Source organism: Pseudomonas sp. S2_A02 (assembly GCF_054668495.1).
On record NZ_CP162776.1, the window covers coordinates 140,834 to 165,685 of the forward strand.

Consider the following 24,852-nt stretch of genomic DNA (forward strand, 5'->3'; position numbering starts at 1 on the left):
CCTCCACCCCTCACATGTGATGCTACTCATCTCCCTGACTGTCGTAACACTCCATCGCCGCGCTGAATAGGTTGATCTGGTCGACGAAGTACCGGCTGTCGGTGCCGACCATCGGATTGCCATAAGCGAAGGAGGGCGCACGACGAAGGCTGCGCTTGCCTGGCAATCCTGCTAGTTGGCCGGTAACTCCGAACCAGAAACCTCTCTCCAGCCGCGTCGTAGCGCATCCGGGCGTCGAAGTCGCCGATATCTTGCGCTTCGCACCACCGGGTCGCTGCATGGCTAATGCGCGTTGTTTGAGGTGATCCGGCCAATTGCTCCACACAGTCGTTCGGCATGATCTAAGCTCCAAAAGATGGTTTTTACGAGCAGGGGTTTCAATGCGAAGCACACCTGAAAACAGCCTGAAAAATGCGTTGAAAGCCTGTAGAGACAGCTTTATTTCTGTGGGCTTTTTCAGCCTTTTCATCAACGCGCTAATGCTCGTGCCTACCTTCTATATGCTTCAGGTGTATGGGCGAGTGATGACCAGCGGAAGTCTGACAACCCTGGCAATGCTGACGCTGATCATGACCGGTTTGGTGGTTACGCTCGGCTCCCTGGAGTGGGTTCGTTCGCGCATCATGGTTCGGGTCAGTACCCGGCTGGATGTGTTGCTCAGTCGCCAAGTCTATAAGGCCAGCTTCAAACGGGCTCTGGACAGTGGCGGGATGGATGCCTCGGCCCAGTCGCTCAACGACTTGACGGGCTTGAGACAGTTTCTCTCCGGTCCTGGATTGTTCGCTTTTTTCGATGCGCCCTGGTTGCCTATCTATATCGCTGTGATGTTCATGTTTCATCCCTGGTTTGGCTGGGTCGCGACGGGCAGTGCGCTGTTGCTGTTATTGCTCGCGTTTATCAATGAGAGGCTGACGGGGCCGACGCTGGCCCAGGCTAACAAGGAACATATTGGCGCGACGCTCTATACCACGAAAAATCTGCGCAACGCCGAAGTCATCGAGTCCATGGGCATGCTTGAAACCCTCATGGACCGTTGGGGACATCGTCAAAGAAATGTCCTGTTGCTGCAGGCACAGGCGAGCGACAGAGGAGCCATAATCAGCACGCTTTCCAGGAGTTTCCGGATCCTGGTGCAGTCACTGATCCTTGGTCTGGGGGCGTATCTGGCCGTGGACCATCAGGTGGGGGCAGGCTTGGTGTTTGCCGGGTCCGTGCTGCTAGGGCGCGCATTGGCCCCCATCGATCTGATCATCGGCAGTTGGAGAGGCTTTATTGCGGCCCGCTCGCAGTACCGCCGTCTCAACGAAATCCTCGACAAACAACAGGCTCAGCCCGAGCGTATGTCATTGCCTGCGCCTCAGGGACACGTGCAGGTGGAGAGTTTGGTAGTCGCGGCACCTGGCTCGAAAACGCCGATCATCAACAACATAAGTTTCAGCGTACCTGCTGGCTGCGTTGTCGGAATCATCGGTCCAAGTGCAGCGGGCAAGTCCACCCTGGCCAGGGCACTGATGGGTGTATGGGTGCCGCAACATGGCGTGGTCCGGCTCGATGGCGCGGACATCAGCGCGTGGGACAAACATGAACTTGGGCCGCATATAGGTTACTTGCCCCAGGACATTGAATTATTCGAAGGCAGCATCAGCGAGAACATTGCCCGTTTCGCCGAGGTCGACTCGGCGCAAGTCATTCTGGCTGCCAGGACCGCTGGCGTTCACGAAATGATTTTGCAGTTGCCCGATGGCTACGACACCGTCATTGGCAGCGAGGGCCTCATGCTGTCGGGAGGGCAGCGCCAGCGCATCGGACTGGCCCGTGCCCTGTATGGCAACCCGCGGCTGATTATTCTCGACGAGCCCAATTCCAATCTTGACGAAGTCGGTGATCGCGCACTGGTGGCAGCCATTCAGCAGCTCAAGCAGAACGGCGCGACCCTGTTTGTCATTACCCACCGAACCAACATCGTGTCGCAACTTGACCGACTCATGGTGATGAACGCAGGGGTTATCAGTCTCTATGGGCCGCGCGAGCATGTGCTCGCCGAACTCGCGCAGAAACAGCAGGCACAAAAACACGCCATGTCGGCAGGCGCCAGCATGACTTCGGTCAAAACCAGCAAGGGCGATGCCGATGAACCCTACGATGCCCAGTCGTCAAATTGAAAGCTTCGCCGGCCTGCCGACATCTGATCGTAAAGCACGCCGCCTGGGCATTGGTATTGTGGGGTTGACCTTTGGCCTGTTCGGCACCTGGGCGGCGCTCGCGCCCCTCGACGGAGCCGCTTACGCGCCGGGGGTGGTCACCGTGCAGACTTACCGCAAAACGGTTCAGCATCCTGAAGGGGGTATCGTCAAAGAGGTACTGGTCCATGACGGTGACATCGTCAAGCGTGGTGATCCGCTGATCATTCTCAATGATGCCCAGTTGCGCTTCGAATACGAGATGACCCGAGGCCAGTTGGTCGCGACCAGAGCCATGGAGGCAAGACTCAGAGCCGAGCGCGACACACTTTCGGCGATCAGCTTTGGGGAGATAGCCGATCCGGACAGTCTGCGAGGAGTGGAGGCGCGCCAGGGCGAGACCCAGGTATTCAACGCCCGGCAGGGCTCGCGGCTGGGTCAGATCTCGGTGTTGCGCGAGCGCATTGGGCAGTTGAGTCAACAGATCAAGGGACTGGAATCGATGATTGGTGCCAAGGTTCATCTGGAGAAATCCTACAGCGGTGAAATCGATGAATTGACCGACTTGCTCAAGCAAGGGTTCGTTGACAAACAACGCCTGCTCGAGCAGGAACGCAAGCTGGGGATGCTCAGGTCGGAAGTGGCTGATCACCGTTCCGCGATTAACAGGACTCGTCTGCAGATCAACGAAACGCAGCTGCAGATTCTGCAAATCGACAAGGATTTCAGTACCGAGGTGGTCAAGGAGCTGGCCGAGGTTCAGACCAGGATGTACGACTTGCAAGAGAAAACCTCGTCCCTGGAAGACCGGCTCAGTCGTATTGTCATCCGCGCGCCCGACGCAGGCATGGTGATTGGCATGACGGTGCACACCATTGGTGGTGTGGTGAGCCCGGCGACGCCGCTGCTGGATATCGTTCCCTCGGTTTCCGAGCTGGTCATAGAGGCCCAGGTCGCGCCGGTGGATATTGATCGTATCGCCATCGGCAAGCGTGCCGACATCCGTTTCGGCGCGTTCAATAGTGCGACCACTCCGGTGATCGAAGGCGAGGTCAGCAGTGTCTCGGCGGACCGGCTGACCAACGAAAAGACCGGGACGGCCTATTACCTTGCGCGGGTGCGGGTAACCGAGAAGGGCGCGCACACCTTGGGTGAGCGCAAATTACTGCCGGGGATGCCCGCGGATGTGTTGATCATCACGGGGCAACGTACGCTGTTGCAATACCTGATGCAGCCGGCTCGCAATGCCATCGCTCAATCGATGATCGAGGAATGATCGTGCGAGTACCTGCAGCGTTGCCCGGTGGTCTGCTCATGCTTGTACTGGGCACCGTTGCCCTGGCGCAAACCACGGCAGCCACGCCGACCGGGGTCAGTGCCTCGACGTTTTCCACCGACCTCATGCAGTTGTACCGTGAGTCACGGCTTGAGGATCCGCGGGTATTGGCCTCCTATGCGCAAGCGCAGGCGGGCAAGGAACATCAGCGCGAGGCCCTGGGTTCGCTGTTGCCGCAAGTCTCGCTCAATGCAGGGACGAATCGGATTCATCAGGAGAACGAACTGGTGCAGCGCAGTTACGATAGCGAAAACTACAGCCTGGTGCTGCGTCAGTACCTCTACAACAAGGCCGCGTGGGAGAACTACCAAAAATTCAAAAGCCTGGCCAAGCAGTCCGAATCGCAGGCGCTCGAAGCCCAAGCCGAGGCCACAATGGAATTGGCCCAGCGTTACTTCGCCGCATTGGCGGCCGAAGATGAACTGGAACTGGTGAGGGCGGAGCGTCGAACCACGCAAAAGAGTCTGGACCGAGTCAATGCGTTGTACGAAAAGCAGCTGGCAATGATTACTGATCAGCTCGACCTCAAGGCCCGGGTAGATTTGCTGGCGGCGCAGGAACTGGATGCCCAGAACCAGGCCAGTATCAGTCGCGAGGCACTGGCGGAGATCGTCGGCCGGCCGGTCAAGGAGAAGCTCAACCGGATTCGCGATGACGTGCAACTACGGGTTTCGGCGCAGAGTATGGAAAGCTGGGTCCGCGACGGTATAGCGCTAAACCCGGCGCTCAAGGCCAACGAGAGCGGCGTCGAAGCAGCAGGCGCTGCGTTGCGCAGTGGCAAGGGCGGGCACTATCCGACCCTGAGCCTTACCCTGAGCGCACAACAGACCAACGAGGGCTACAACAATACCCTGGCGCCACGCACCGACAGTTACGTCGCCGGTGTTGGCCTTCAGGTGCCGCTGTACAGCGGCGGATCGACCTCGGCGCGGGTCCGTGGGCTCTATCAGGATCAGATTACCGCCGAGCAGGAACTGGAAGCAATCCGGCGCCGGGTGGTCAAGGAGATCACTAGCGCTTACCTGACTGCCAATTCGAGCGGAGAAAAGATCAGTGCGAGCCGAAATGCCCTGGCCTCGGCACAGCTGTCCCGAGTGGCCGCAGAGAAAGCGCTCAGTTACGGAATGGTCAATGCCGTCGATGTACTGACCAGCGTACGCAACGAATTCCGGGCTCGTCGTGACCTACTCAAGTCGCAGTACGAGTTCGTCACTAATGTCCTTTCGCTCAATCGCTGGGCGGGAAAGCCGCCTGCCGAGAGTGTCGAAAGCGTTAATGGTTGGTTGAGTCCCGGCAGCTTTAGCCAAAACCTCACATCCCCTGATTCTGCCTCAATATCCCCCCGTCCTCACTGAACGCCAATTTGCGCCATAACCTCCGGCAGCTCAGGCGGTGGTTGTTGTGGCGTTATCGCAAAAATTCGAGCACCGCAGTCATGCTGTAACCCAGCGCACCGGAAGGAAAAACCAGTGGCGAAACCCCAGGCTGGGAGATTTCAATGGCTCGGGCGAGGCAAATTTCGCCGATAAATTGACGCCAGTGTTACGGTTGTACTTGTGTGCGCACCATTCGTCGGTTAATTGACGATTTTTGTCGTGGTCAGACCTTGGCCGCAGGTTGCCCCCGACAAGCCTAACACCTTGATTTTCTAGGGCAGGAAGGGCCTTGGAAGCATCGGACGCGCTACTCGCAGGAGGCTTGAGTCGACGACTGGCGGATAGGAGAGCTGGCAGCGCGCTGGTCTGGCCTAGACTCAGTTCAGCGGCTTGAGGGAGCACATCAATCATGCGCAAGCTATTGATGATTATTCCTATTTATGTTGCCTCGATGGCTTTGCCCGGTTTTTGGAAACATCCGCAACGCCTGCCGGTGAAGCCAGTGGAAGTGTCCCCCAGGGATGAATAGCCGGGTGGGCACCATTAGGCCTGTCGGCGCTCGCATCTGTCCTTCGATCACGGTGGCCAGGTGAGGGAGCTGCTGATCTATGTAGGCCAAGGGAGGGAGGTCGTAGTCAAATCTTCACGGGAGTCAGGAAAGTAATGACGACCCACAGAAAACCAATACGCGTGATGCTGATCGATTGTCGTCCCCTCGTTCTCATGGGCCTTCAAGACTTGATCAATGCCAGGAAGCCTCAGATGGAAGTGAGCGGCCAGGCCACCACCTATACCAATGCGTTGGATCTTGCCGATCAGTTGCGTCCCAATGTGATTTTTTTCAGTTTCTTTCCGGATGCGCTGAACCCACTGGAGGTCGTTGCGGGACTCACCCGCAGCGCCGAAATGAAAGTGCTGGTGCTCAAGGGCCTGTACGAAGCCGTCCCCGTTGCCCAGGCAATAGAGGCGGGTGCACGCGGCATTGTGCTGGCGGAAGACCCGACGGAATCGATCATCCAGGCCATCATCACGGTCCACCACCGCGACACCGGACAGGATAGGGCCTGGGCCGGTGGGCTTTCCGGCTATGCCGCGACCGGGCATATACACTTGAAATGCAATCTGGAGCAGGCGAAACAGGCGCGGCTGACGCTGCGCGAGAGGGAACTGATTCGCGCCATTGTGGGGGATCCGTCCGCCAAGTACATGAGCATCGCCGGGCGCCTGGGCATCAGCGAGCACACCGTGCACAACCACCTCAGCAACATTTATCAAAAGCTTAATCTCATCAACCGCATCGACTTGCTGATGTATGCGCTGAAGCACGGGCTCACCAACAATGAAAAACCACCCGAGTCCACTTGGGTGGAAATGGATTTGGTTGCACGTCAAAAAAGACGTTCTGACACCCTCTGGCGCGCCTGGGCCGACACTGTATCTCCGGTCTCGTCGGTGGCCTGCCGCAGGGGGCCCAGGTTGATGCGAGCGTGCGGATCTCCTGTTGGAACTGCAAAAAATCATGCGAGGGTGGCTTGCGCCACCCTCGCATCTTTTTACGCGCGTTTCTCAGACGCTGCCAAAGACAATGTCGCTACTCAGAAGATCGACCCCGACCAAGGTGATGGTCGTGACTTGTCCGCCCGTTTCGGCAACCGTGACGATGCTGTCTGCACCGCTGATGTCGATCGACTGGACAACCGCGCTCTGGTCGCCGTTGAGCACCAGGGCGTCTCGCAGGTTTGCGTTCGCGTCGAAGCCGGTGACCTGGTACAGGTTCTCATCGACTGACAAATCGATGTTGAAGGCATCACGCTCACCGCCCGTGCCAATCAGGGTGAAGTCGAACTGTGCTCCGGCCAAGTCGTTGGCGAACAGGTTGGCGTCGAACGTACTCGTTGCCGAGTCTCCATCCTTGTCCGTCAGCGTCGCGTTGAACGTCAGCTGGACATCGCTGGCCAGGCTCTCGGTCTCATGAATGAACTGGATGACCGGGATCTTGATCTCGCCTCGGGCCATCGTGAGCTGAACGGCATCGATCAGATTCGTGCCATCGCTCTCAATGAGGAAGGATACCTGTCCGCCTGCCTCCGGAGTCAGGGTGTTCACTTCGATGAGGTTCGAGAACGTGCCATCCTCGTAGAAGGCCCTGTAATACAGGTCCTCGGTCGCCGTGTTGTAACCTCCTACAGAGTTGTCGATGAAGACCCTCATGCCCGTCAGCAGGCTCTCCGGATTGACGACGAAACTTTCATCGGCTGCGCTGATTGCCGCTTGGTTGTCTCCCTGGAACAGGTTATTGGCAACGCCGATGCCGGCCGTGCTGACGTTCATGGCCCTCGGGTCGATGTATGAGGGCAGGGGGTTGGTCTGTAGCGTGGTTTCGGTAGGGTCGGGTTCTCCGAGCCCGATGCCGGTCAGAATGTCCGACGTCGACGCAAGCGCCTTCGCGGTAAAGAACACAATCTCTTCAGATGGCGAAGGAATAGTCGGCGGATCCTGCTCCGGAATTAACAAGGTGCGCACGGGGTCAGGACCGCCGGCACCGAGCGCGCCATCGGCAGTGCTGAGCACGATCTCTGAACTGAAGCCTTGCACCAGATCCAGTGCATAGCGGCCATCGGCATAGGCGGTCAGCGTGTAGTCGACGCTGGTATCCGCGGTTGCAGCGTTGTTGTCGAAGTCGCCGGTCAACGTCCCTGCGAATTGGTACGCGCCATTGCCGTCAGGTGAAGGCGATTGCTCGGTGAGCGTGGCGGTCCCGGTCGTGGTCGTGCTGTCTGGCCTGACGAGGGTGAACTGGCTATTCACCGAGATATCCAGACCGGCCGCACCCAACCCGTCGGCGCCGGCCGAACTATCCCAGAACCCGTATTGCGGCAGGACGCTACCGGTGCCGACCAGGTTACCGAAGGCGAGTGATGGGCCGTCGTCTTCGAATATCAGGTTCTGGCCGATGTTGAGGGTCGCCTGGGCACTGTCGCCGTCCTTGTCGGTAGCGATCCCTATCAGCGTCACCAAGTTGTCTGCCGACAGGGTCGTCGAATCATCGGGATTGGTGGCGTCGGGATGCACCACGGCGCGCAGCTGGTCGAGGGTGACGTCACCATTGGCGGCGACGCTGGCCGTGAATACCAGCAGATTGGTGGTGGCCGTGCGGCCTTCCACCACGCCACCGTTGAGCGACAGGTTGACCGCCTCGCCGGTGGCCGTGTCGGTGAGCCCGGAGGCCCCCGCCACCACGCCTAGCGCATAGGTCACTGTACCCGCGCCATCAGCGCCAAACGCCGAGCTGAAGTTGGCGGCAAAGTTCTGGGTGGCGTTGGTGGCCAGTACCGTTTCGTCGACCGTCAGCGTCGGTTCCGTGCCGGTAGTGCTGATGCTTGGCCCGTCGTCCTTGAACACCAGGTTCTGGCCGATGTTGAGGGTCGCATGGGCGCTATCGCCATCCTTGTCGGTGATGGTCGCCGTCAGTGTCACCAGGTTATCTGCCGACAGACTCGTCGAATCATCGGGATTGGTGGCATCGGGATGCACCACGGCGCGCAGCTGGTCGAGCGTAACGTCGCCATTGGCGGCGACGCTGGCGGTGAACACCAGCAGGCCGGTGGTGGCCGTGCGGCCCTCGACCACGGTGCCGTTGAGTGACAGGTTGACTGCCTCGCCGGTGGCCGTGTCGGTCAGTCCGGAAGCCCCAACCACCACGCCCAGCGCGTAGGTCACTGTGCCGGCGCCATCAGCGCCAAACGCCGAGCTGAAGTTGGCGGTAAAGCTTTGGGTGGCGTTGGTGGCCAACACTGTTTCGTCGACCGTCAGCGTCGGCTCGGTGCCGGTGGTGCTGATGCTTGGCCCGTCGTCCTCGAACACCAGGTTCTGGCCGATGTTGAGGGTCGCCTGGGCGCTGTCGCCGTCCTTGTCGGTGATGGTCGCTGTCAGGGTCACCAGGTTGTCAGCCGACAGGCTCGTCGAGTCATCGGGATTGGTGGCATCGGGATGCACCACGGCGCGTAGCTGGTCGAGCGTGACGTCGCCATTGGCGGCGACGCTGGCCGTGAACACCAGCAGCCCGGTGGTGGCCGTGCGGCCCTCGACCACGGTGCCGTTGAGCGACAGATTGACCGCCTCGCCGGTGGCCGTGTCAGTCAGTCCGGAGGCACCTGGCACCACGCCCAGCGCGTAGGTCACTGTGCCGGCGCCATCAGCGCCAAACGCGGAGCTGAAGTTGGCGGTAAAGCTTTGGGTGGCGTTGGTGGCCAGTACCGTTTCGTCGACCGTCAGCGTCGGCTCGGTGCCGGTGGTGCTGATGCTTGGCCCGTCATCCTCGAACACCAGGTTCTGGCCGATGTTGAGCGTCGCCTGGGCGCTGTCACCGTCCTTGTCGGTGATGGTCGCCGTCAGTGTCACCAGGTTGTCCGCCGACAGGGTCGTCGAATCATCGGGATTGGTGGCGTCGGGATGCACCACGGCGCGGAGCTGGTCAAGCGTAACGTCACCATTGGCGGCGACGCTGGCCGTGAATACCAGCAGGCCGGTGGTGGCCGTGCGGCCCTCGACCACGGTGCCGTTGAGCGACAGATTGACCGCCTCGCCGGTGGCCGTGTCAGTCAGTCCGGAGGCTCCCGGCACCACGCCCAGCGCGTAGGTCACTGTGCCGGCGCCATCCGCGCCAAACGCTGAGCTGAAGTTGGCGGTAAAGTTCTGGGTGGCGTCGGTGGCCAACACTGTTTCGTCCACTGTCAGCACAGGCTCCGTGCCGGTGGCGGTGATGCTCGGTCCGTCGTCCTCAAACACCAGGTTTTGGCCGATGTTGAGGGTCGCCTGGGCGCTGTCACCGTCCTTGTCGGTGATGGTCGCCGTCAGTGTCACCAGGTTGTCCGCCGACAGGGTCGTCGAATCATCGGGATTGGTGGCATCGGGATGCACCACGGCGCGCAGCTGGTCGAGCGTAACGTCGCCATTGGCGGCGACGCTGGCGGTGAACACCAGCAGGCCGGTGGTGGCCGTGCGGCCCTCGACCACGGTGCCGTTGAGTGACAGGTTGACCGCCTCGCCGGTGGCCGTGTCGGTCAGTCCGGAGGCGCCCGCCACCACGCCCAGGGCATAGGTCACTGTGCCGGCGCCATCAGCGCCAAACGCGGAGCTGAAGTTGGCGGCAAAGTTCTGGGTGGCGTCGGTGGCCAGCACTGTTTCGTCGACCGTCAGCGTCGGCTCGGTGCCGGTGGTGCTGATGCTCGGGCCGTCGTCCTTGAACACCAGGTTCTGGCCGATGTTGAGGGTTGCCTGGGCGCTGTCGCCGTCCTTGTCGGTAATGGTTGCTATCAGGGTCACCAGGTTGTCCGCCGACAAACTCGTCGAATCATCGGGATTGGTGGCATCGGGATGCACCACGGCGCGGAGCTGGTCGAGCGTAACGTCGCCATTGGCGGCGACACTGGCGGTGAACACCAGCAGCCCGGTCGTGGCCGTGCGGCCTTCGACCACGGTGCCGTTGAGCGACAGATTGACCGCCTCGCCGGTGGCCGTGTCGGTGAGCCCGGAGGCACCCGCCACCACGCCCAACGCATAGGTCACTGTGCCGGCGCCATCAGCGCCAAACGCGGAGCTGAAGTTGGCGGCAAAGTTCTGGGTGGCGTCAGTCGTCAACACCGTTTCGTCCACCGTCAGCACAGGCTCCTCGCCGGTGGCGGTGATGCTCGGGCCGTCATCCTTGAACACCAGGTTTGCGCCGATGTTGAGGGTTGCCTGGACGCTGTCGCCGTCGCCATCGGTTGTCGTCGCCGTCAGTGTCACCAGGTTGTCTGCCGAAAGGCTTGTCGAGTCATCGGGATTGGTGGCATCGGGATGCACCACCGCCCGAATCTGATCAAGCGTGACGTCGCCATTGGCGGCCACGCTAACCGTGAATACCAGCAGCCCGGTCGTCGCCGTGCGACCTTCGACCACCGTGCCATTGAGCGACAGGTTGACCGCCTCGCCGGTGGCCGTGTCGGTCAGCCCGGAGGCACCCGCCACCACGCCCAGCGCATAGGTCAGCGTACCCGGGCCATCCGCACCAAACGCCGAGTTGAAATTGGCGGCAAAGTTCTGGGTGGCGTTGGTCGCCAGCACCGTTTCGTCCACCGTCAGCGTCGGCTCCTCACCGGTGGCGCTGATGCTCGGCCCATCGTCTTCGAATACCATCTTGGAGCCGATTTCGGCGATCGAGGTAGAAGCCTTGGACAGCGTGAAGCCGCCGATATCAAAATCGGCGTGGTTATCGCCCCTGGCGTCAATGGCCGCCCCGTTCTCGATGAGCACGCGGTTGTGGTTCGACGTTGTGGTGTATTCAATCTGGTAGCCGGCCAACACGCCGGTAATGGTTGCCACTCCGGCGGCAGAAAAGCTGATGTTAATGGTCGGATCATTCACTGATCCGTCTGAATTTTCGATCACCAGCCCGGTGCTATTGTTGATGACGCGAACATTGGTGATGGCAACCGGCGTGTCGTTCGCATAGCCATTGATGAAATCCGCGCCAGGTTCAGCCGCGGTACTGAATGCGCTGATTTTTACCACGGCTGTCTTGCCGCTTTGCAACTGCACAACGTCGAAGTTGGCCGAGGTCGAATTGTAGACGCTGGTAAAGTCGATGTTGGACTCAACATCGGCTTCGGTCTGACTCAGGTTGGGAACGGTCACATCCTGCCTGGCGCCCGTGACGAACGAAAAGCGGATGCCTTCCTGTTCCACAATCATCTGGTTGTTGGTGCCGATGGTGGTCGGGCCACCCCCCTGGCTGGTATTGATTGTGTCGCCCGTGTTGATATTGGCACCGCTTGACTGGTCTGCGGGGTCCTTGCCGGTGGCGATGATGGTGGGATCCGTGATCCGCACGACACCATTGACGGTTTCAGTTGTCGGGTTCGCTTTCGTGAACATCAGGAACAGGTTCTGACCCGAAGGCGCACCAGCCAGACTGAATTCCAGGTCCTGAGTGGCTCCGATGAACACCTTATCCAGCAGATTGAGCGAATCATCGGGGTTCGTTGCATCGGGATGCTTAAGCGGTTGGTATTCCACGGTCCAGATCTTGCCGCCGCTGACCGGCGATCCGGTTTCTTCAATGTAGGCAGCGAACACGATCGCGCCATCTGCGGCCCCGGCTCGGCCCACAACGATGTTGTCGTTATTGGTATCCGTATAAAGAAGGATGCTGGTGCCATCGAGGGTGTCCAGTCCGCTGTCCACGCCATTGAGGGGGGCGCCAGCGCTGTCGACGAAGCGGATATCGGTAATGCTTCCTCCCCCGGTGAGGGTGAATGCATTGCTGCCCGTGTTGCCCACGGCACCGGTGTAGCCACTCAAGGCGGCGCCCGTTGCGGTACCGGCGCCAAGTGCGGTCAAACGGGTAGAGAAGGAAGCGGGCAGGGATGCCACCAGAATATCGTTGTCGTCAGCATCTCCTGCAGGTGTTGGCGTGGCGGTGGCGTTCTGTAACCCGGCCGTCTCGTCCAGCACAACGTCCTCGCCGGTGATTGCAATAGCCATGATATTTCTCCCGAGCAATTGCGGTCATTGAGGTCTGACCATTGACCTCTACAACTATGACCAAGCGCCGGGAATTGCACATTGGCCGATACTCCCAAGCGTAATGGGAGTTTCGGCCTAGTCGTCTTCGTCGGTGGTCTGCCGCAGGGTGCCCAGGGTGATGCGAGGGTGCGGATCGCCTATTGGAACTGCAAAAAAAATGCGAGGGTGGCTTGCGCTACCCTCGCATTTTTCACGCGCGCGACGCCTCAGACGCTGCCGATAACGATGTCGCTAGTTAGAAGATCGACCCCGACCAAGGTGATGGTCGTGACTTGTCCGCCCGTTTCGGTAACGGTGACGACGCTGTCTGCGCCGTTGTTGTTGATTTGGACACCAGCACTCTGGTCGCCGTTGAGCACCAGGGTGTCTCGCAGGTTTGCGCCCGCATCGAAACCGGTGACCTGGTACAGGTTCTCATCGAATGACAAGTCGACGTTGAAGGCATCCCGCTCACCGCCCGTACCCACCAGCGTGTAGTCGAAGGCACCGACCAAGTCGTTGGCGAACAGGTTGGCGTCGAATGTACTTGATGCCGAGTCCCCATCCCTGTCCGTCACCGTCGCATTGAACGTCAGCTGAATATCGCTGGCCAGGTTTTCGGTCTCCTGAATGAACTGGATCACCGGGATCTTGATGTCGCCTCGGCCCATCGTAAGCTGAACAGCATCGATCAGCAGCGAGCCCTCCTGCTCAATGAGGAAGGACACTTGTCCGCCGGCCTCCGGAGTCAGGGTGTTCACCTCGATGAGATTCGAAGTCGTGCCATCCTCGTAGTAGATCCTGTAATACAGGTCCTCGGTCGCGGTGTTGTAACCCGCCACGGAGTTGTCGATGAACACCTTCATGCCCGTCAGCAGGGTCTCCGGATTGATGACGAAACTTTCATCGGTAGAGCCGATTGCCACCAGGTTGTCTCCCTGGAGGACGTTATTGGCGACGCCGATGCCGGACGTGCTGACGTTCATGGCCCTCGGGTCGATGTACGAGGGCAGGGGGGTGGTCTGAAGCGTGGCTTCGGTGGGGTCGGATGCTCCAAGCCCGATACCGGTCAGGATGTCCGAAGTCGACGCAAGTGCCTTCGCGGAAAAGAACACAACCTCCTCGGATGCCGAAGGAATAGTCGGGTCATTCGTCTTCGGAATTAACAAGGTGCGCACGGGGTCCGGACCGCCGGCACTGAGCGAGCCATCTGCAGTGCTGAGCACGACTGTCGAACTGAAACCTTGCACCAGATCCAGTGTATAGGTGCCATTGGTGTAGGCGGTCAGTGTGTAGTCGACGCTGGTATCCGCGGTTGCGGCGTTGTTGTCGAAATCACCGGTCAACGTCCCTGCGAATTGATACGCGCCATTGCCGTCCGGTGAGGGCGACTGCTCGACGAGCGTGCCGGTCCCGGTGGTGGTCGTGTTGTCTGGCCTGACGAGGGTGAACTGGTTATTCAGCAACGAGATATCCAGACCGTTCGTATCCAGCCCGTCGGCGCCGGCCGAACTACTCCAGACCCCAGTTTGCGGCAGGACGCTACCGGTCCCGATCAGGTTGCTAAAGGCGAGTGCCGGGCCGTCATCTTCGAAGACTATCTGGGAGCCTATTTCGGCGGTCGTAACAGCAGTTTGGAGCAGCTTGAAACCACCGATATCAAAATCGGCGTGGGTATTGCCCCTGGCATCGACGGCCGCTCCGTTCTCGACAAGCACGCGGTTGTGATCATCTGTTGTGGTGTATTCAATCCGGTAACCGGCTTTAACGCCGGTGATGGTGGCAACCCCGTCAGCATTAAAGGTGATAGTAATGGCCGGATCATCCTCCGGTCCGTCTGAACTCTCGATCACCAGCCCGGTGCTGATGTTGATAACGCTGACACTGGTGATCTCAACCGGCGAATCATTTGCATAGCCGTCGATGAAGGTCGTACCCGATTCAACAGCGGTGCTGAATGCGCTGATTTTTACGACAGCACTCTTGCCGCTTTGCAATTGCACGACGTCAAAACTGGCCTTATTCGCATTGACGACGTCGGTAAAGTCGATGTTGGCTTCAACATCGGCTTCGTTCTGATCCAGGTTGGGAATGGTCACATCCTGCCTGGCACCGGTGACGAACGAATAACGAATGCCCTCCTGTTCCGTAATCATCTGGCTGTTGGTGCCAAAGGTGGTCGGGCCACCCGCCTGGCTGGTGTTAATCGTGTCGCCGGTCGTTATATTGACGCCAGTTGACTGATTCGCCGGGTCCTTGCCAGTGGCGATGATGGTGGGATCCGTGATCCGCACGACACCATTGACAGTTTCAGTTGCCGGGTCCGCCGTCGTGAACATCAGGAACAGGTTCTGACCGGAGGGCGCATTGGCCAGACTGAATTCCACGTCCTGACTGGTTCCGACGAATACCTTATCCAGCAGATTGAGCGAATCATCGGGGTTCGTATCATCTGGATGCTGGAGCGGTTGGTACTCCACGGTCCAGATCTTGCCGCCGGTGACCGGTGATCCGGTTTCTTCGATGTAGGCGGCGAATACGATCGCGCCATCTGCGGCCCCGGCGCGGCCCAGAACGATATTGTTGTTGTCCGTATCGGTATAGAGAAGGATGCTGGTGCCATCGAGGGTAAACAGTCCGCTGTCCGCGCCATCGAGCGGTGCGCCAGCGCTGTCGACGAAGCTGATATCGGTAATGCTTGCTCCGTCGGTGACGGTAAACGCATCGCTGCCCGTGTCGCCCACGTCACCGGTATAGCCACTCAAGGCCGCATTCGTTGCGGTGCCGGCTCCCAGTGTGGTCAAACGGGTAGAGAAGGGCGCGGGCAGGGATGCCACCAGGATGTCGTTGTCGTCAGCATCTCCCGGAGGGGTTGGGGTGGCGGTGGCGTTCTGCAAGCCGGGCGTTTCGTCCAGCACAACGTCCTCGCCGGTGATTTCAATAGCCATGATTTTCTCCAGCGCATGCGGTCATCGAGGCCTGACCGTTGACCATAGTTCGCAACTATGAGCATGCGCCGGGTGTTGCGCATCGGCCGATACTCCCAAGCGGGGTGGGAGTTTCGGACTACTGGGAAGGGGTGGAACGGGATGAGAAGGCAAAGCGCGGTGGCCGCCTATTCCGTTTGTGAATGAGGATATGCCGCAAGGCTCGTCTGGCCTTGGCTCAGGGACCGCAGTGGCCCAATAAAAAACGGCCTGACCCCTTGTGGGAGCCAGGCCGTGTGCCCTCAGTTGCGTTTAGACAATGTCAGTGCTTGCGATGTCGGTCACACCGTACCCTTTCGACAGGGCTGAAAACCCTTCTCCGCTTCCTTAGCGGATCAAAGCACCAAATCTGTCGGTGCCAAGTTAGTTACTCCGACCAGTTCGATCACAGGATTTTCGATATCAATCGTCTGGACAGCGGTGAAATCGCTATCTCTATCGACGACTTGGAAATCCAGCGTTAGATCAAGGGTAGCTGGTGTAGTCGTGGTGGTGGAGAAACCAGCATCGATGATCTTCAGCGGATTCGTACTCGTATCCTCCGCAATCGTGTTTCCAGGCCCGACGAGACCAACGATTGGCTGTGCGGAAGTGCTGCTTCCGCCATCGGCACCGACATCGCGATTCAGATTTATCGCGCTGCCCGTAAGGCCAGCGTCATTCGAAAGAATCTGAATACCCTTGATGAGCCAGTTATCACCGATCTGGGTGTTGAAGTCATTACTTTCAACAATCAATAGAGCATCATTATTGTCCAAAAACGGGTCGTTCGGATCGGCAGGGTCGTTGGCGATAAGGGCCTCGTACTTGGTTCCAACAAGATCTGCGTTGTTTGTATCGTTCTCGTACACATCGCCTTGGTCGACGTAGATGGCACGTGTTGTAGTGATGGAGGAATCATTTGCATCAGCAAGACTGACTATAAGCACAAGATCATCGCTTTCAGTCTCGTATCCATCGAACTTGATAAAGAAATCGGTCGCGTAACTAAAATCGTCGGCGCCCAGATCTCCTTTCGGATCAGTCTGGAAGAAATTGATGTTGGCCGCTTCACCTGCCTGGATCGTATTTCCGGAGACGCCCAGAGCAGTGCTGGACAAGGTTACAGGGGCCTGCGTGCCGCTCACAGTCTCACCATCCACCACACCAGTATTGCCGCCGGCACTAAGTGGTGACTCGAAGCCCGTGATCTGGATGTAGAAACCTTCCCCAAGCTTCCCAGTGGCCACAGGTGATGGGCCACTGGAAGGGCTCGTGCCACCCACGTCATACGTTTGGTATCCAGTGCCTTCGCCCAGCGTGACGTCTTGCGTCGTTTGCAGCGGATCCATCGCGAAGGTATAGGTGTCATTGACTTTGTCAAATACCAGCGTGCCTTCCACCAATTCAGGATCGGTGCCAGGACTCCGATCGTGATCGTATTTGAACGACACGTTAAATGTGGCACTGTCGAGATTCTCTGACGCCCAGGTGACCGTTGGATCAACGATCGCAACATTGTTCGCCGAACCAGTGAGGGCGAGGTTGGCAAAATCACTGTCCGCTGCCGAAGAGTAGATCGGCCCGCGCTTGTCCGCACCTATCGAGTAGGCGAAGTCACCCGTAAAAGTCCATGATGTCGCACCCAAATCGGGATCGACATCCTGCACAGGGGCTGTCCCTATAACGGGCGTATCATCGTCGACGGTGATGACCAGTTTGTCGGCCGCGGCCGTCACCGTGTCGCCGTCCTTGTCGGTGGCCTGCACAAGCGTGCCCAGGTTAATGATAATGTCGTTCTCGTTGTCGCCTGCCGCGTGATCCAGCTGCTTGAGCAGTGTGAAGCTGTACACCCCCGCTGAGGTGAGGCTGAAGGTAAACACGTCGGCACCGCCTACGCCAGCCTTGGCGGTAAGCGTGTCACCTGCGACGCTGTACACCAGCGCCACCCCGGCCGAGCTCAACGCCGGCAAGCCGCTGGTGACACTCGACAAGGCATAGCTCAGCGGCGTGTCGGCGCCCGACTGGAAGATACCAGTCACGCTGCCGCCGGCGATGGTCGCCTCGCCAGTCACATCGCCCGTACCTCCGGTATTGCCATTGGCCAGGCCATCCTCGTCGACGGTTCCCGTCACGGCGGTCCCGGTTGCCGTCGGCGTATCGTCGTCGACGGTGATGACCAGTCTGTCGGCCGCAGCCGTTACCGTGTCACCGTCCTTGTCGGTGGCCCGCAGTAGCGAGCCCAGGTTGATGGTGATGTCGTTCTCGTCGTTGCCTGCCGCATGATCCAGCGGCTTGAGCAGCGTGAAGCTGTAGGCACCCGCTGCGGTAAGACTGAACGTGAATACGTCGGCACCGCCTACGCCGGCCTTGGCGGTGAGCGTATCACCCGCGACGCTGTACACCAGCGCCACCCCGCCCGAGCTCAGCGCCTGCAAGCCGCTGGTGTCAGTCGACAAGGCATAGCTCAGCGGCGTGTCGGCGCCGGACTGGAAGATGCCGGTCACGCTGCCGCTGGCCGTGGTCGCCACGCCCGCCACGTCGCCCACACCACCGGCAATGCCATTGGTCAGGCCGTCCTCGTCGACGGTTCCTGTCACGGCGGTTCCGGTCGCCGTCGGCGTGTCGTCGTCGACGGTGATGACCAGCTTCTCGGCCGCAGCCGTCACCGTGTCACCGTCTTTGTCGGTCGCCCGCAGTAGTGAGCCCAGGTTGATGGTAATGTCGTTTTCGTTGTTGCCTGCCGCATGATCCAGCGGCTTGAGCAGCGTGAAGGTGTAGGCACCCGCTGCGGTGAGGCTGAACGTGAACACGTCGGCACCGCCTGCGCCGGCCTTGGCGGTGAGCGTGTTGCCCACGACGCTGTACACCAGCGCCACTCCGCCCGAACTCAGCGCTGGCAACCCGGTGGTATCACTCGACAACGCATAGCTCAGCGGCGTGTCGACGCCGGACTGGAAGATGCCGGTCACGCTGCCACTGGCCGTGGTCGCCTCGCCAGTCACGTCGCCCGTACCGCCGGGAATACCATTGGCCAGGCCATCTTCGTCGACGGTTCCTGTCACGGCGGTCCCGGCCGCCGCCGGCCCGTCGTCTTCGAAGATCATCTGGGAACCGATTTCGACTTTCGTAATAGAGGCTTGGAACAGGTGGAGGCCATCGATATCAAAATCGGCGTGCTCATTGCCCTTGGCGGTGAGGGCCGCCCCGTTCTCGATGAGCACGCGATTGTGTTCCGCCGTTGTGGTGTATTCGATCGCGTAGCCGGCTTTAATGCCGGTGATGGTTGCAATCCCATTAACCAAGGTGATGCCAATGGTGGTGTCATTCACCGTTCCGTCTGAATTATCGATCACCGTCCCGGTGCTGTTGAGGACGCGAACACTGGTGATGTCAACCTTCGTATCATTCCCATATCCGTCGATGAATTGCGTGCCAGATTCAACAGCGGTGGTGAATGCGCTGATTTTTACGACAGCGCTCTTGCCGCTTTGCAACTGCACGACGTCGAAACTGACCGTATTCACATTGACGACGCCGGTAAAGTCGGCGTTGGCTTCGACATCTGCTTCATTCTGATCCAGGTTGGGAATGGTCACATTCTGCCTGGCACCCGAGACGAACGAAAAACGGATGCCTTCCTGTTCCGTAATCATCTGGTTGTTGGTGCCGAAGGTGGTCGGCCCACCTGCCTGGCTGGTATTGATCGTGTCGCCAGTGGTTATATTGACGCCAGTTGACTGGTTTGCGGGGTCCTTGCCGGTGGCGATGATGGCGGGATCCGTGATCCGCATGACACCACCGACGTCGACAACTGTCGGGTTCGCCGTCGTGAACATCAGGAAGAGGTTCTGACCGGAGGGCGCATCCTTGAGACTGAATTCCAGGTTCTGACTGGCTCCGATGAAAACCAAACCCGTCAGATCGATCGCGTCATCGGGGTTCGTCATACCTGGATGCTTGAGCGGTTGGTACTCCACGGTCCAGATCTTGCCGCCCGTGACCGGCGATCCGGTTTCTTCGATATAGGCAGCGAACACGATCGCGCCGGCTGGGCCAGCTCGGCCCAGAACGATGTTGTTGTTCACCGTATCCGTATAGAGAAGGATGCTGGTGCCATCGAGAGTATCCAGTCCGCTGTCCACGCCATTGAGCGGTGCGCCAGTGCTGCCGACGAAGCTGACATCGGTAGCGCTTGTTGCGCCGCTGATGGTGAACGCATTGCTGCCCGTATTGCCCACGGCACCGTTATAGCCACTCAAGGCCGCATCCATTGCGCCAACTGCCCCAAGGGCGGTCAAACGGGTAGCGAAGGCCGAGGGCAGGGGTAGCGCCGTGTCGTTGTCGTTAGCGTCTTCCGCAGCGCTTGAAGTGGCGGCGTTCTGCAGCCCGGCCGTTTCGTCCAGCGAAACTTTCACGCCGGTCGCCCCGACGCTCAGAGCGCTGGCGGTAATCGAGGTTGTCAGCAATGCATTTTGTTCGTCAATAGTCATGACTTTTACCTGGGGTAGTTGCGGTCATCGAGGCCTGACCGTTGACCTTTGGTCGCAACTATGGCGAAGCGCCAGGGATTGCGCATTGCCCGATACTCCCAAGCGGGGTGGGAGTTTCGGACTACTGGGGGAGGAGGAAACGGGATGAGGGCGCGACGGAGTGGCGGGCATATTTCGTTTGTGAATGTTCAGGCCGAGATAAATCGCAAAAAACGTATCGCCGCGCGGCCTGTGATGTTAAGCGGACGGCAGGTGCGGCGGCTTCGCCACATAACACAAAATTAAGCCACGGAACCTGTGGGAGCGGCGGTGCGACGATTCGACTTGCTCGCAAAGACGCCGGCACCGCAAACATTGATGTCGTCTGACGCGCCGCTTTCGCTAGCAAGTCGAATCGTCGCACCGCCGCTCCCACAGGAATTTCGCTTAACTGACCGGCACCGGGCCGCTTCTCGTTTTTTTGATAGCGATCACGCGTTTAACGAGGCGTGTTTAAAGACACTCCGTGTTACTTCCCGAAGGGCTACAAGACCTTGCGTCGTTGCCTACGGTTAAGACAGAATCCGCCGGCTTGTGCGCCGATGGGCCGGGCTCTATCGTTTCCCTGTCACTGAAATCAGTGATCGGGTTTGGTAGCCCGGTTTCGTATCACGGCGCATCGCGTCACCTATTATGGTGGTCATGCGCGGGGTCCTTTCGAGGGCGCCGGGAACTGATACGACCGGTCTACCAACCCGCGTATGGCCACCACCCTTCGTTGGTAGCGAGTGTGATGGCTCTTTTTAATAAACTCGTATCAGGAGTTTGATTTATGTTCAAAGTTACGCCCAACCCACCGGACACCGATCCGGCATCCCCGTACGAATCCGACGATTCAAAAAAATTCCACGAAGCCGCCGAGCGCGCCCTCAATTTCTACCTCAACCCAGCAGCGCTCAAGAACACCCCCCGCAAACCCAGCACCATGTACATGATTGCGCCGGATGTCGGCCATGAAGCCTTGCTGGTTCAAACGTGCGAGAACCTGGCCTCGGCCAGTGTCATGGCCAGTGACATTGCGGCCTTGGTGGAGGGCACCCAGCGCAATACGCTGTTGGCGCTTCAGCAAGTCATCATGCTGGCTGAACTGGCGGTGAATCGAATGCTGGATAACTTCGTTCCACCCAAGTAATCAAGCAACCCTTTACCGAGAGCTTGCCCTCGGTAAAGGGTTTTGATGGCTCACAACGACGTCCTGACCACCAATGGACAATCAACGGTCTGGGTTCCCGATACCTCCAAGGCCTCGATCAGGTGCCGGGCCGCATTGCGACCGATCTCGTAGTACGGCAGTTGCACCGTAGTCAGCGGAGGGATGAACAGTTCGGCGATGCCGATCATGTTGTCATAGCCGAGCACAGCGACATCGGCGGGAATTTTCAGGCCACGGCCCAACAACAGCTGATAGGCACAAAAGGCAATGCGGTCGTTGCCACAGATCAGGATGTCGAATTGGGGGCGACCGTCAATGATGTGCCGGTCGAGGATGGCTGCGGTTTCACCATAGGCATCATGATCGGAAAGGTTGTATTGCAAGAGTGCGTCCGGCGCCAGGCCGAATGCCTGACAGGCACGCTGCAGGCCTTTTTGCCGCAGGCCCCAGGCCAGACTCTGTTTGGGCAGATTGATGCACAGCGGGCGCCGATAACCCTGGCTCAACGCGTGATGCACGGCTCGATACTGCCCCGTTTCGTCGTCTGGCACATAACTGACCAGGTGACTGTCATCTGCCAGGCAATTGGCGAGTACCAGGGGTTTGCTCTTCAAGCGTTCGGGAATGCTCACCTGGCGAAACCCCATGGCGCTGAAGATCAACCCGTCGGGGCGGTGCGACAACATCAGGTCGATGTTCTGGTCGGTGGGCGGGTTGCTCAACAGGTTAAGGATGAACACATTCCAGCCCGCCTGCTGCGCGGTCTGTTCGATGGACAGCAGCAGTTCGACCGCGAACGGTGTGGTCGCGGTGTCCAGCGCGAACACTCCGATGGTTCGCGACTGGAGGTTGTCGCCGCGCATCTTGCGCGCCGACAGGCTCGGTACGAATTGCAGTTCATCAATGGCGCGACGCACCCGCTGAAGGGTTTCGGGGCTCAGTTTTTCCGGGTTATTGAGCGCGCGCGAAACCGTCATCAGGGACACGCCGGCCAGCTGTGCAACGTCTTTCACTGAAGTCATGCGAGGCGAGGCCGGTCAGGTTGACGCAGGATCATGACACAGGGTCCGGGTTTCTCGCGACTCGAATGACGCTACTCACAGCCATCTGCCGCTCATAGCCATCCAGAGCCCAGAGGCCATGCCTTGGGAATCGAGACCCGGCCGCCAGTCCCGCTTGCCAGCAGTTTCACGCCCAGACTGTCGGGGCTCGGATAGAGGCGACTGCTGAAGCTGAAGCGGCCGTTTTCGTCGAACACCTCGATGGACGAGCGATCGAGGAACACACGCAATTCCAGACGCTCTTGTGTCGGGTCTATTGTCACGCTGCGCTGACCGGTGACTTGCGCACCCGAACGGTTGCGGTCCAGCACCAGACGCTGCAGCGATGCGTCGTAGTAAAGCAGGGTTTCTTCCTGTCCATCGTCGCTGCAACGCAAGGCAACTCCCAGGTGGCCGTCGGTGCAACCGAGCAAATCCAGATGCACATGGATTTCAAGCCTGTCGCCATTTACTTCCCGCACCCATCGGGCTCCCGACCTATCCCACCAGGACGTGCCCGGTAATGGCTCCTTGCGTAAGGCGGCGAGCTCCCGAGCCGGATACACGCAAAGCCGATCGGCGTGCAGTTCAAGTTCGCGCGGTAAACCGAGCATGCCGCACCAGTGATGGGCCTGGCTCGGCATCGGGCTTTCCCACATATCGAGCCATGCCCATACAAGGCGCCTTCCGTCAGGGGCCACTAGCGTTTGCGCGGCATAGAAATCGTGGCCGTTATCCAGCTCGATAAAAGGCCCGCCGGTGAAGTGCCATTCGCTGTCGAGTTGACCCACTCGATAACCGGTCTGGTACTTGTTGAGCCGTTCGTAACCCTCGGGTTGCATGCCCTGAGGGGAGTAGAGCAGCACATCACGTCCGTTCAGTCGGAACAGATCCGGGCACTCCCACATATAGCCATCGCCCTCGCTGCCGCTGGACACATAGTCGAGGAATTCCCAGGTGTGCAGATCCGTGGAACGGTACAGCGGGAGCAACGGCACATCGCCCAGACGTGCGCCGGCAATCAGGTACCAGCAGTCATCCTCCTGCCATACCTTGGGGTCACGAAAGTGCATGATCGTGTCTTGCGGCGCGGCTTCGATGACGGCGCCATGCTTGACGAACCGAATGCCGTCGGTGCTGGTGGCCAGGCACTGGACTTGACGGATCGAGCGCTCGTCACCCACTTCCCCCAGCCAGGTGTGCCCGGTGTAGATCAGCGCCAGGGTATCGCCACACACCACCGCGCTACCGGAAAAACAACCGTCGCGGTCGAAATCGTCGCCGGGCGCCAGTGCAATGGGTAGATGCTGCCAATGGACCAGATCGGCACTCTTGGCATGCCCCCAATACATCGGGCCCCATTTCGCATCGAAGGGATGGTGCTGATAGAACACGTGGTATTCGCCACGAAAGTACACCACCCCGTTGGGGTCGTTCATCCAGCCCACGAGAGGGGCAATATGATAACCAGGTCGATAATCATCGACGACGCGAGACAGACCCTCACGCAGCGCATGCTGCGCAATCTCAAGGGCAGCGGACATTGGAACACTCATGGAATTCAAAGACACAGTCATAGGGCGCGTGCTCGTACCGGGCGCAGAGAAACGCCATCCGGCAGGGTTTCAATGGCGTGTGGATGACGGCTCAAGGCCGCGCCGTCGGCGTCGAACAGGTGCAGGTTGTCGATGTCCAGTTGCAGCTCAACCCGATCGCCTGCCTGCCAGCCGGCGCTGACCTCACAACGACAGATCAATGGCTCGTCCTGACCTGTCTCGAGGTGCACATAGGTTTCGCTGCCCAGGTATTCGACGGCGGTCACGACCACGCCGGCGGTTCCATCCGCTGCCTTGAGCGACAGGTGCTCCGGGCGAATCCCCAGGGTCAGCTGCGTACCTGCCGCCAGCTTCGAGCTGTCAAAGGGCAGGGACGTGATACCCCATACGAGGGTGTCGACCAGGCTGGTTTCGCCTGGCGTTTGCAGGCGTGCCGGCAGAAAATTCATCCGGGGCGAACCGAGAAAACCGGCGACAAAGCGGCTGGCCGGGCGCTCGTAGAGTTCGCGTGGTGAGCCGACCTGTTCTACGCGACCGCCATTGAGCACGACAATTTTGTCGGCCAAGGTCATCGCTTCCACCTGATCGTGGGTGACGTAGATCATGGTCGAGCCCAGTCGAGCATGCAGTCGGGCGATTTCGTTGCGCATCTGCACGCGCAAGGATGCATCCAGGTTGGAGAGCGGCTCATCGAACAACAAAATGTCCGGTTCCCGCGCCATGGCTCTGCCCATGGCCACACGCTGACGTTGCCCGCCGGACAGTTCCTTTGGCTTGCGTTGCAACAGCTTGTCCAACTGCAGGATTTGCGCCGTTTTCAGCACGCGATCGCGCAGGCTGGTCTTTTCAGTCTTGGCCAGTTTGAGACCAAAGCTGATGTTGTCGTAGACGCTCATGTGCGGGTACAGGGCATAGGACTGAAACACCATGCCGACGCCACGCTCGCGCGGCTCCAGGTCGTTGACCCGACGCCCGTCGATCAGCAGGTCGCCGCCGCAGATCGAATCCAGTCCGGCGATCAGTCGCAGCAGGGTCGATTTTCCGCAGCCCGAAGGGCCGACGAACACCACGAATTCACCCGCCGCGATTTCCAGGCTGACGTCGCGAAGAATCCGCGCGCCGCCCAATTGTTTGTTCACGTTGTCCAGTTTCAATTTAATCACGATGC

The 24,852-nt window shown here is 59.4% G+C and carries 11 protein-coding genes and 1 pseudogene; 5 read left to right on the forward strand and 7 right to left on the reverse strand.

Features of this window, described 5'->3' with window-relative positions; all coding sequences use genetic code 11:
- Positions 1 to 22: 22 nt before the first annotated feature.
- Positions 23 to 469 (reverse strand): DUF1329 domain-containing protein, encoded by a 447-nt coding sequence (locus AB4O41_RS00565; RefSeq protein ID WP_460145750.1) that lies wholly within the window; start codon positions 467 to 469, stop codon positions 23 to 25.
- On the opposite strand from AB4O41_RS00565, the gene AB4O41_RS00570 reads away from it, so the two are divergent.
- From AB4O41_RS00570 to AB4O41_RS00585, 4 genes and pseudogenes are all read left to right on the forward strand, one after another.
- Positions 381 to 2,162, forward strand: coding sequence for a type I secretion system permease/ATPase (locus tag AB4O41_RS00570; protein WP_460145751.1), 1,782 nt, complete (start codon positions 381 to 383; stop codon positions 2,160 to 2,162). The genes AB4O41_RS00565 and AB4O41_RS00570 overlap by 89 nt on opposite strands.
- Entirely contained in the window at positions 2,143 to 3,456 is a 1,314-nt protein-coding gene (locus AB4O41_RS00575) for an HlyD family type I secretion periplasmic adaptor subunit (protein ID WP_460145752.1), read from the forward strand. Before AB4O41_RS00570 ends, AB4O41_RS00575 begins: the two co-directional genes overlap by 20 nt.
- Complete coding sequence (locus tag AB4O41_RS00580) at positions 3,453 to 4,871, forward strand: TolC family protein (RefSeq protein ID WP_460145753.1); 1,419 nt, start codon at positions 3,453 to 3,455, stop codon at positions 4,869 to 4,871. Before AB4O41_RS00575 ends, AB4O41_RS00580 begins: the two co-directional genes overlap by 4 nt.
- 684 nt (positions 4,872 to 5,555) lie before the next feature.
- Positions 5,556 to 6,269, forward strand: a pseudogene (locus tag AB4O41_RS00585) (response regulator transcription factor); the annotation flags it as partial.
- A gap of 189 nt (positions 6,270 to 6,458) precedes the next feature.
- On the opposite strand, the gene AB4O41_RS00590 reads toward AB4O41_RS00585, so the two are convergent.
- The 3 genes from AB4O41_RS00590 to AB4O41_RS00600 all read right to left on the reverse strand — a co-directional run bounded on the left by AB4O41_RS00590 (position 6,459) and on the right by AB4O41_RS00600 (position 19,896).
- Positions 6,459 to 12,416, reverse strand: a complete 5,958-nt coding sequence (locus tag AB4O41_RS00590; protein ID WP_460145754.1) for a DUF5801 repeats-in-toxin domain-containing protein — start codon at positions 12,414 to 12,416, stop codon at positions 6,459 to 6,461.
- 248 nt (positions 12,417 to 12,664) lie between these two features.
- Complete coding sequence (locus tag AB4O41_RS00595; protein WP_460145755.1) at positions 12,665 to 15,385, reverse strand: DUF5801 repeats-in-toxin domain-containing protein; 2,721 nt, start codon at positions 15,383 to 15,385, stop codon at positions 12,665 to 12,667.
- A gap of 374 nt (positions 15,386 to 15,759) precedes the next feature.
- Positions 15,760 to 19,896 carry a T1SS-143 repeat domain-containing protein gene (locus tag AB4O41_RS00600; protein ID WP_460145756.1) on the reverse strand — a complete coding sequence of 1,379 codons (4,137 nt, stop codon included), beginning with the start codon at positions 19,894 to 19,896 and terminating at the stop codon, positions 15,760 to 15,762.
- A gap of 811 nt (positions 19,897 to 20,707) precedes the next feature.
- On the opposite strand from AB4O41_RS00600, the gene AB4O41_RS00605 reads away from it, so the two are divergent.
- A complete protein-coding gene (locus AB4O41_RS00605; protein WP_460145757.1) occupies positions 20,708 to 21,067 on the forward strand; it encodes a DUF6124 family protein in 360 nt (119 codons plus the stop codon).
- Between the two features lie 50 nt (positions 21,068 to 21,117).
- Here the strand turns inward: AB4O41_RS00605 and AB4O41_RS00610 are convergent, their stop codons facing one another.
- The 3 genes from AB4O41_RS00610 to AB4O41_RS00620 all read right to left on the reverse strand — a co-directional run bounded on the left by AB4O41_RS00610 (position 21,118) and on the right by AB4O41_RS00620 (position 24,847).
- Complete coding sequence (locus AB4O41_RS00610) at positions 21,118 to 22,110, reverse strand: LacI family DNA-binding transcriptional regulator (protein ID WP_460145758.1); 993 nt, start codon at positions 22,108 to 22,110, stop codon at positions 21,118 to 21,120.
- A gap of 92 nt (positions 22,111 to 22,202) precedes the next feature.
- The gene (locus AB4O41_RS00615; RefSeq protein ID WP_460145759.1) at positions 22,203 to 23,705 is read right to left on the reverse strand and encodes a glycoside hydrolase family 32 protein; all 1,503 of its coding nucleotides are present in this window, start codon (positions 23,703 to 23,705) and stop codon (positions 22,203 to 22,205) included.
- Positions 23,702 to 24,847 carry an ABC transporter ATP-binding protein gene (locus AB4O41_RS00620; protein WP_460145760.1) on the reverse strand — a complete coding sequence of 382 codons (1,146 nt, stop codon included), beginning with the start codon at positions 24,845 to 24,847 and terminating at the stop codon, positions 23,702 to 23,704. The genes AB4O41_RS00615 and AB4O41_RS00620 overlap by 4 nt, the downstream gene beginning before the upstream one ends.
- Positions 24,848 to 24,852: the final 5 nt, after the last annotated feature.

Coding starts and splice junctions, on each gene's coding strand:
- AB4O41_RS00600 (WP_460145756.1), bottom strand. CDS start 19,896: ATGACTATTGACGAACAAAATGCATTGCTGACAACCTCGATTACCGCC.
- AB4O41_RS00605 (WP_460145757.1), top strand. CDS start 20,708: ATGTTCAAAGTTACGCCCAACCCACCGGACACCGATCCGGCATCCCCG.
- AB4O41_RS00575 (WP_460145752.1), top strand. CDS start 2,143: ATGCCCAGTCGTCAAATTGAAAGCTTCGCCGGCCTGCCGACATCTGAT.
- AB4O41_RS00610 (WP_460145758.1), bottom strand. CDS start 22,110: ATGACTTCAGTGAAAGACGTTGCACAGCTGGCCGGCGTGTCCCTGATG.
- AB4O41_RS00580 (WP_460145753.1), top strand. CDS start 3,453: ATGATCGTGCGAGTACCTGCAGCGTTGCCCGGTGGTCTGCTCATGCTT.
- AB4O41_RS00615 (WP_460145759.1), bottom strand. CDS start 23,705: ATGACTGTGTCTTTGAATTCCATGAGTGTTCCAATGTCCGCTGCCCTT.
- AB4O41_RS00595 (WP_460145755.1), bottom strand. CDS start 15,385: ATGGCTATTGAAATCACCGGCGAGGACGTTGTGCTGGACGAAACGCCC.
- AB4O41_RS00570 (WP_460145751.1), top strand. CDS start 381: ATGCGAAGCACACCTGAAAACAGCCTGAAAAATGCGTTGAAAGCCTGT.
- AB4O41_RS00565 (WP_460145750.1), bottom strand. CDS start 469: ATGAAAAGGCTGAAAAAGCCCACAGAAATAAAGCTGTCTCTACAGGCT.
- AB4O41_RS00590 (WP_460145754.1), bottom strand. CDS start 12,416: ATGGCTATTGCAATCACCGGCGAGGACGTTGTGCTGGACGAGACGGCC.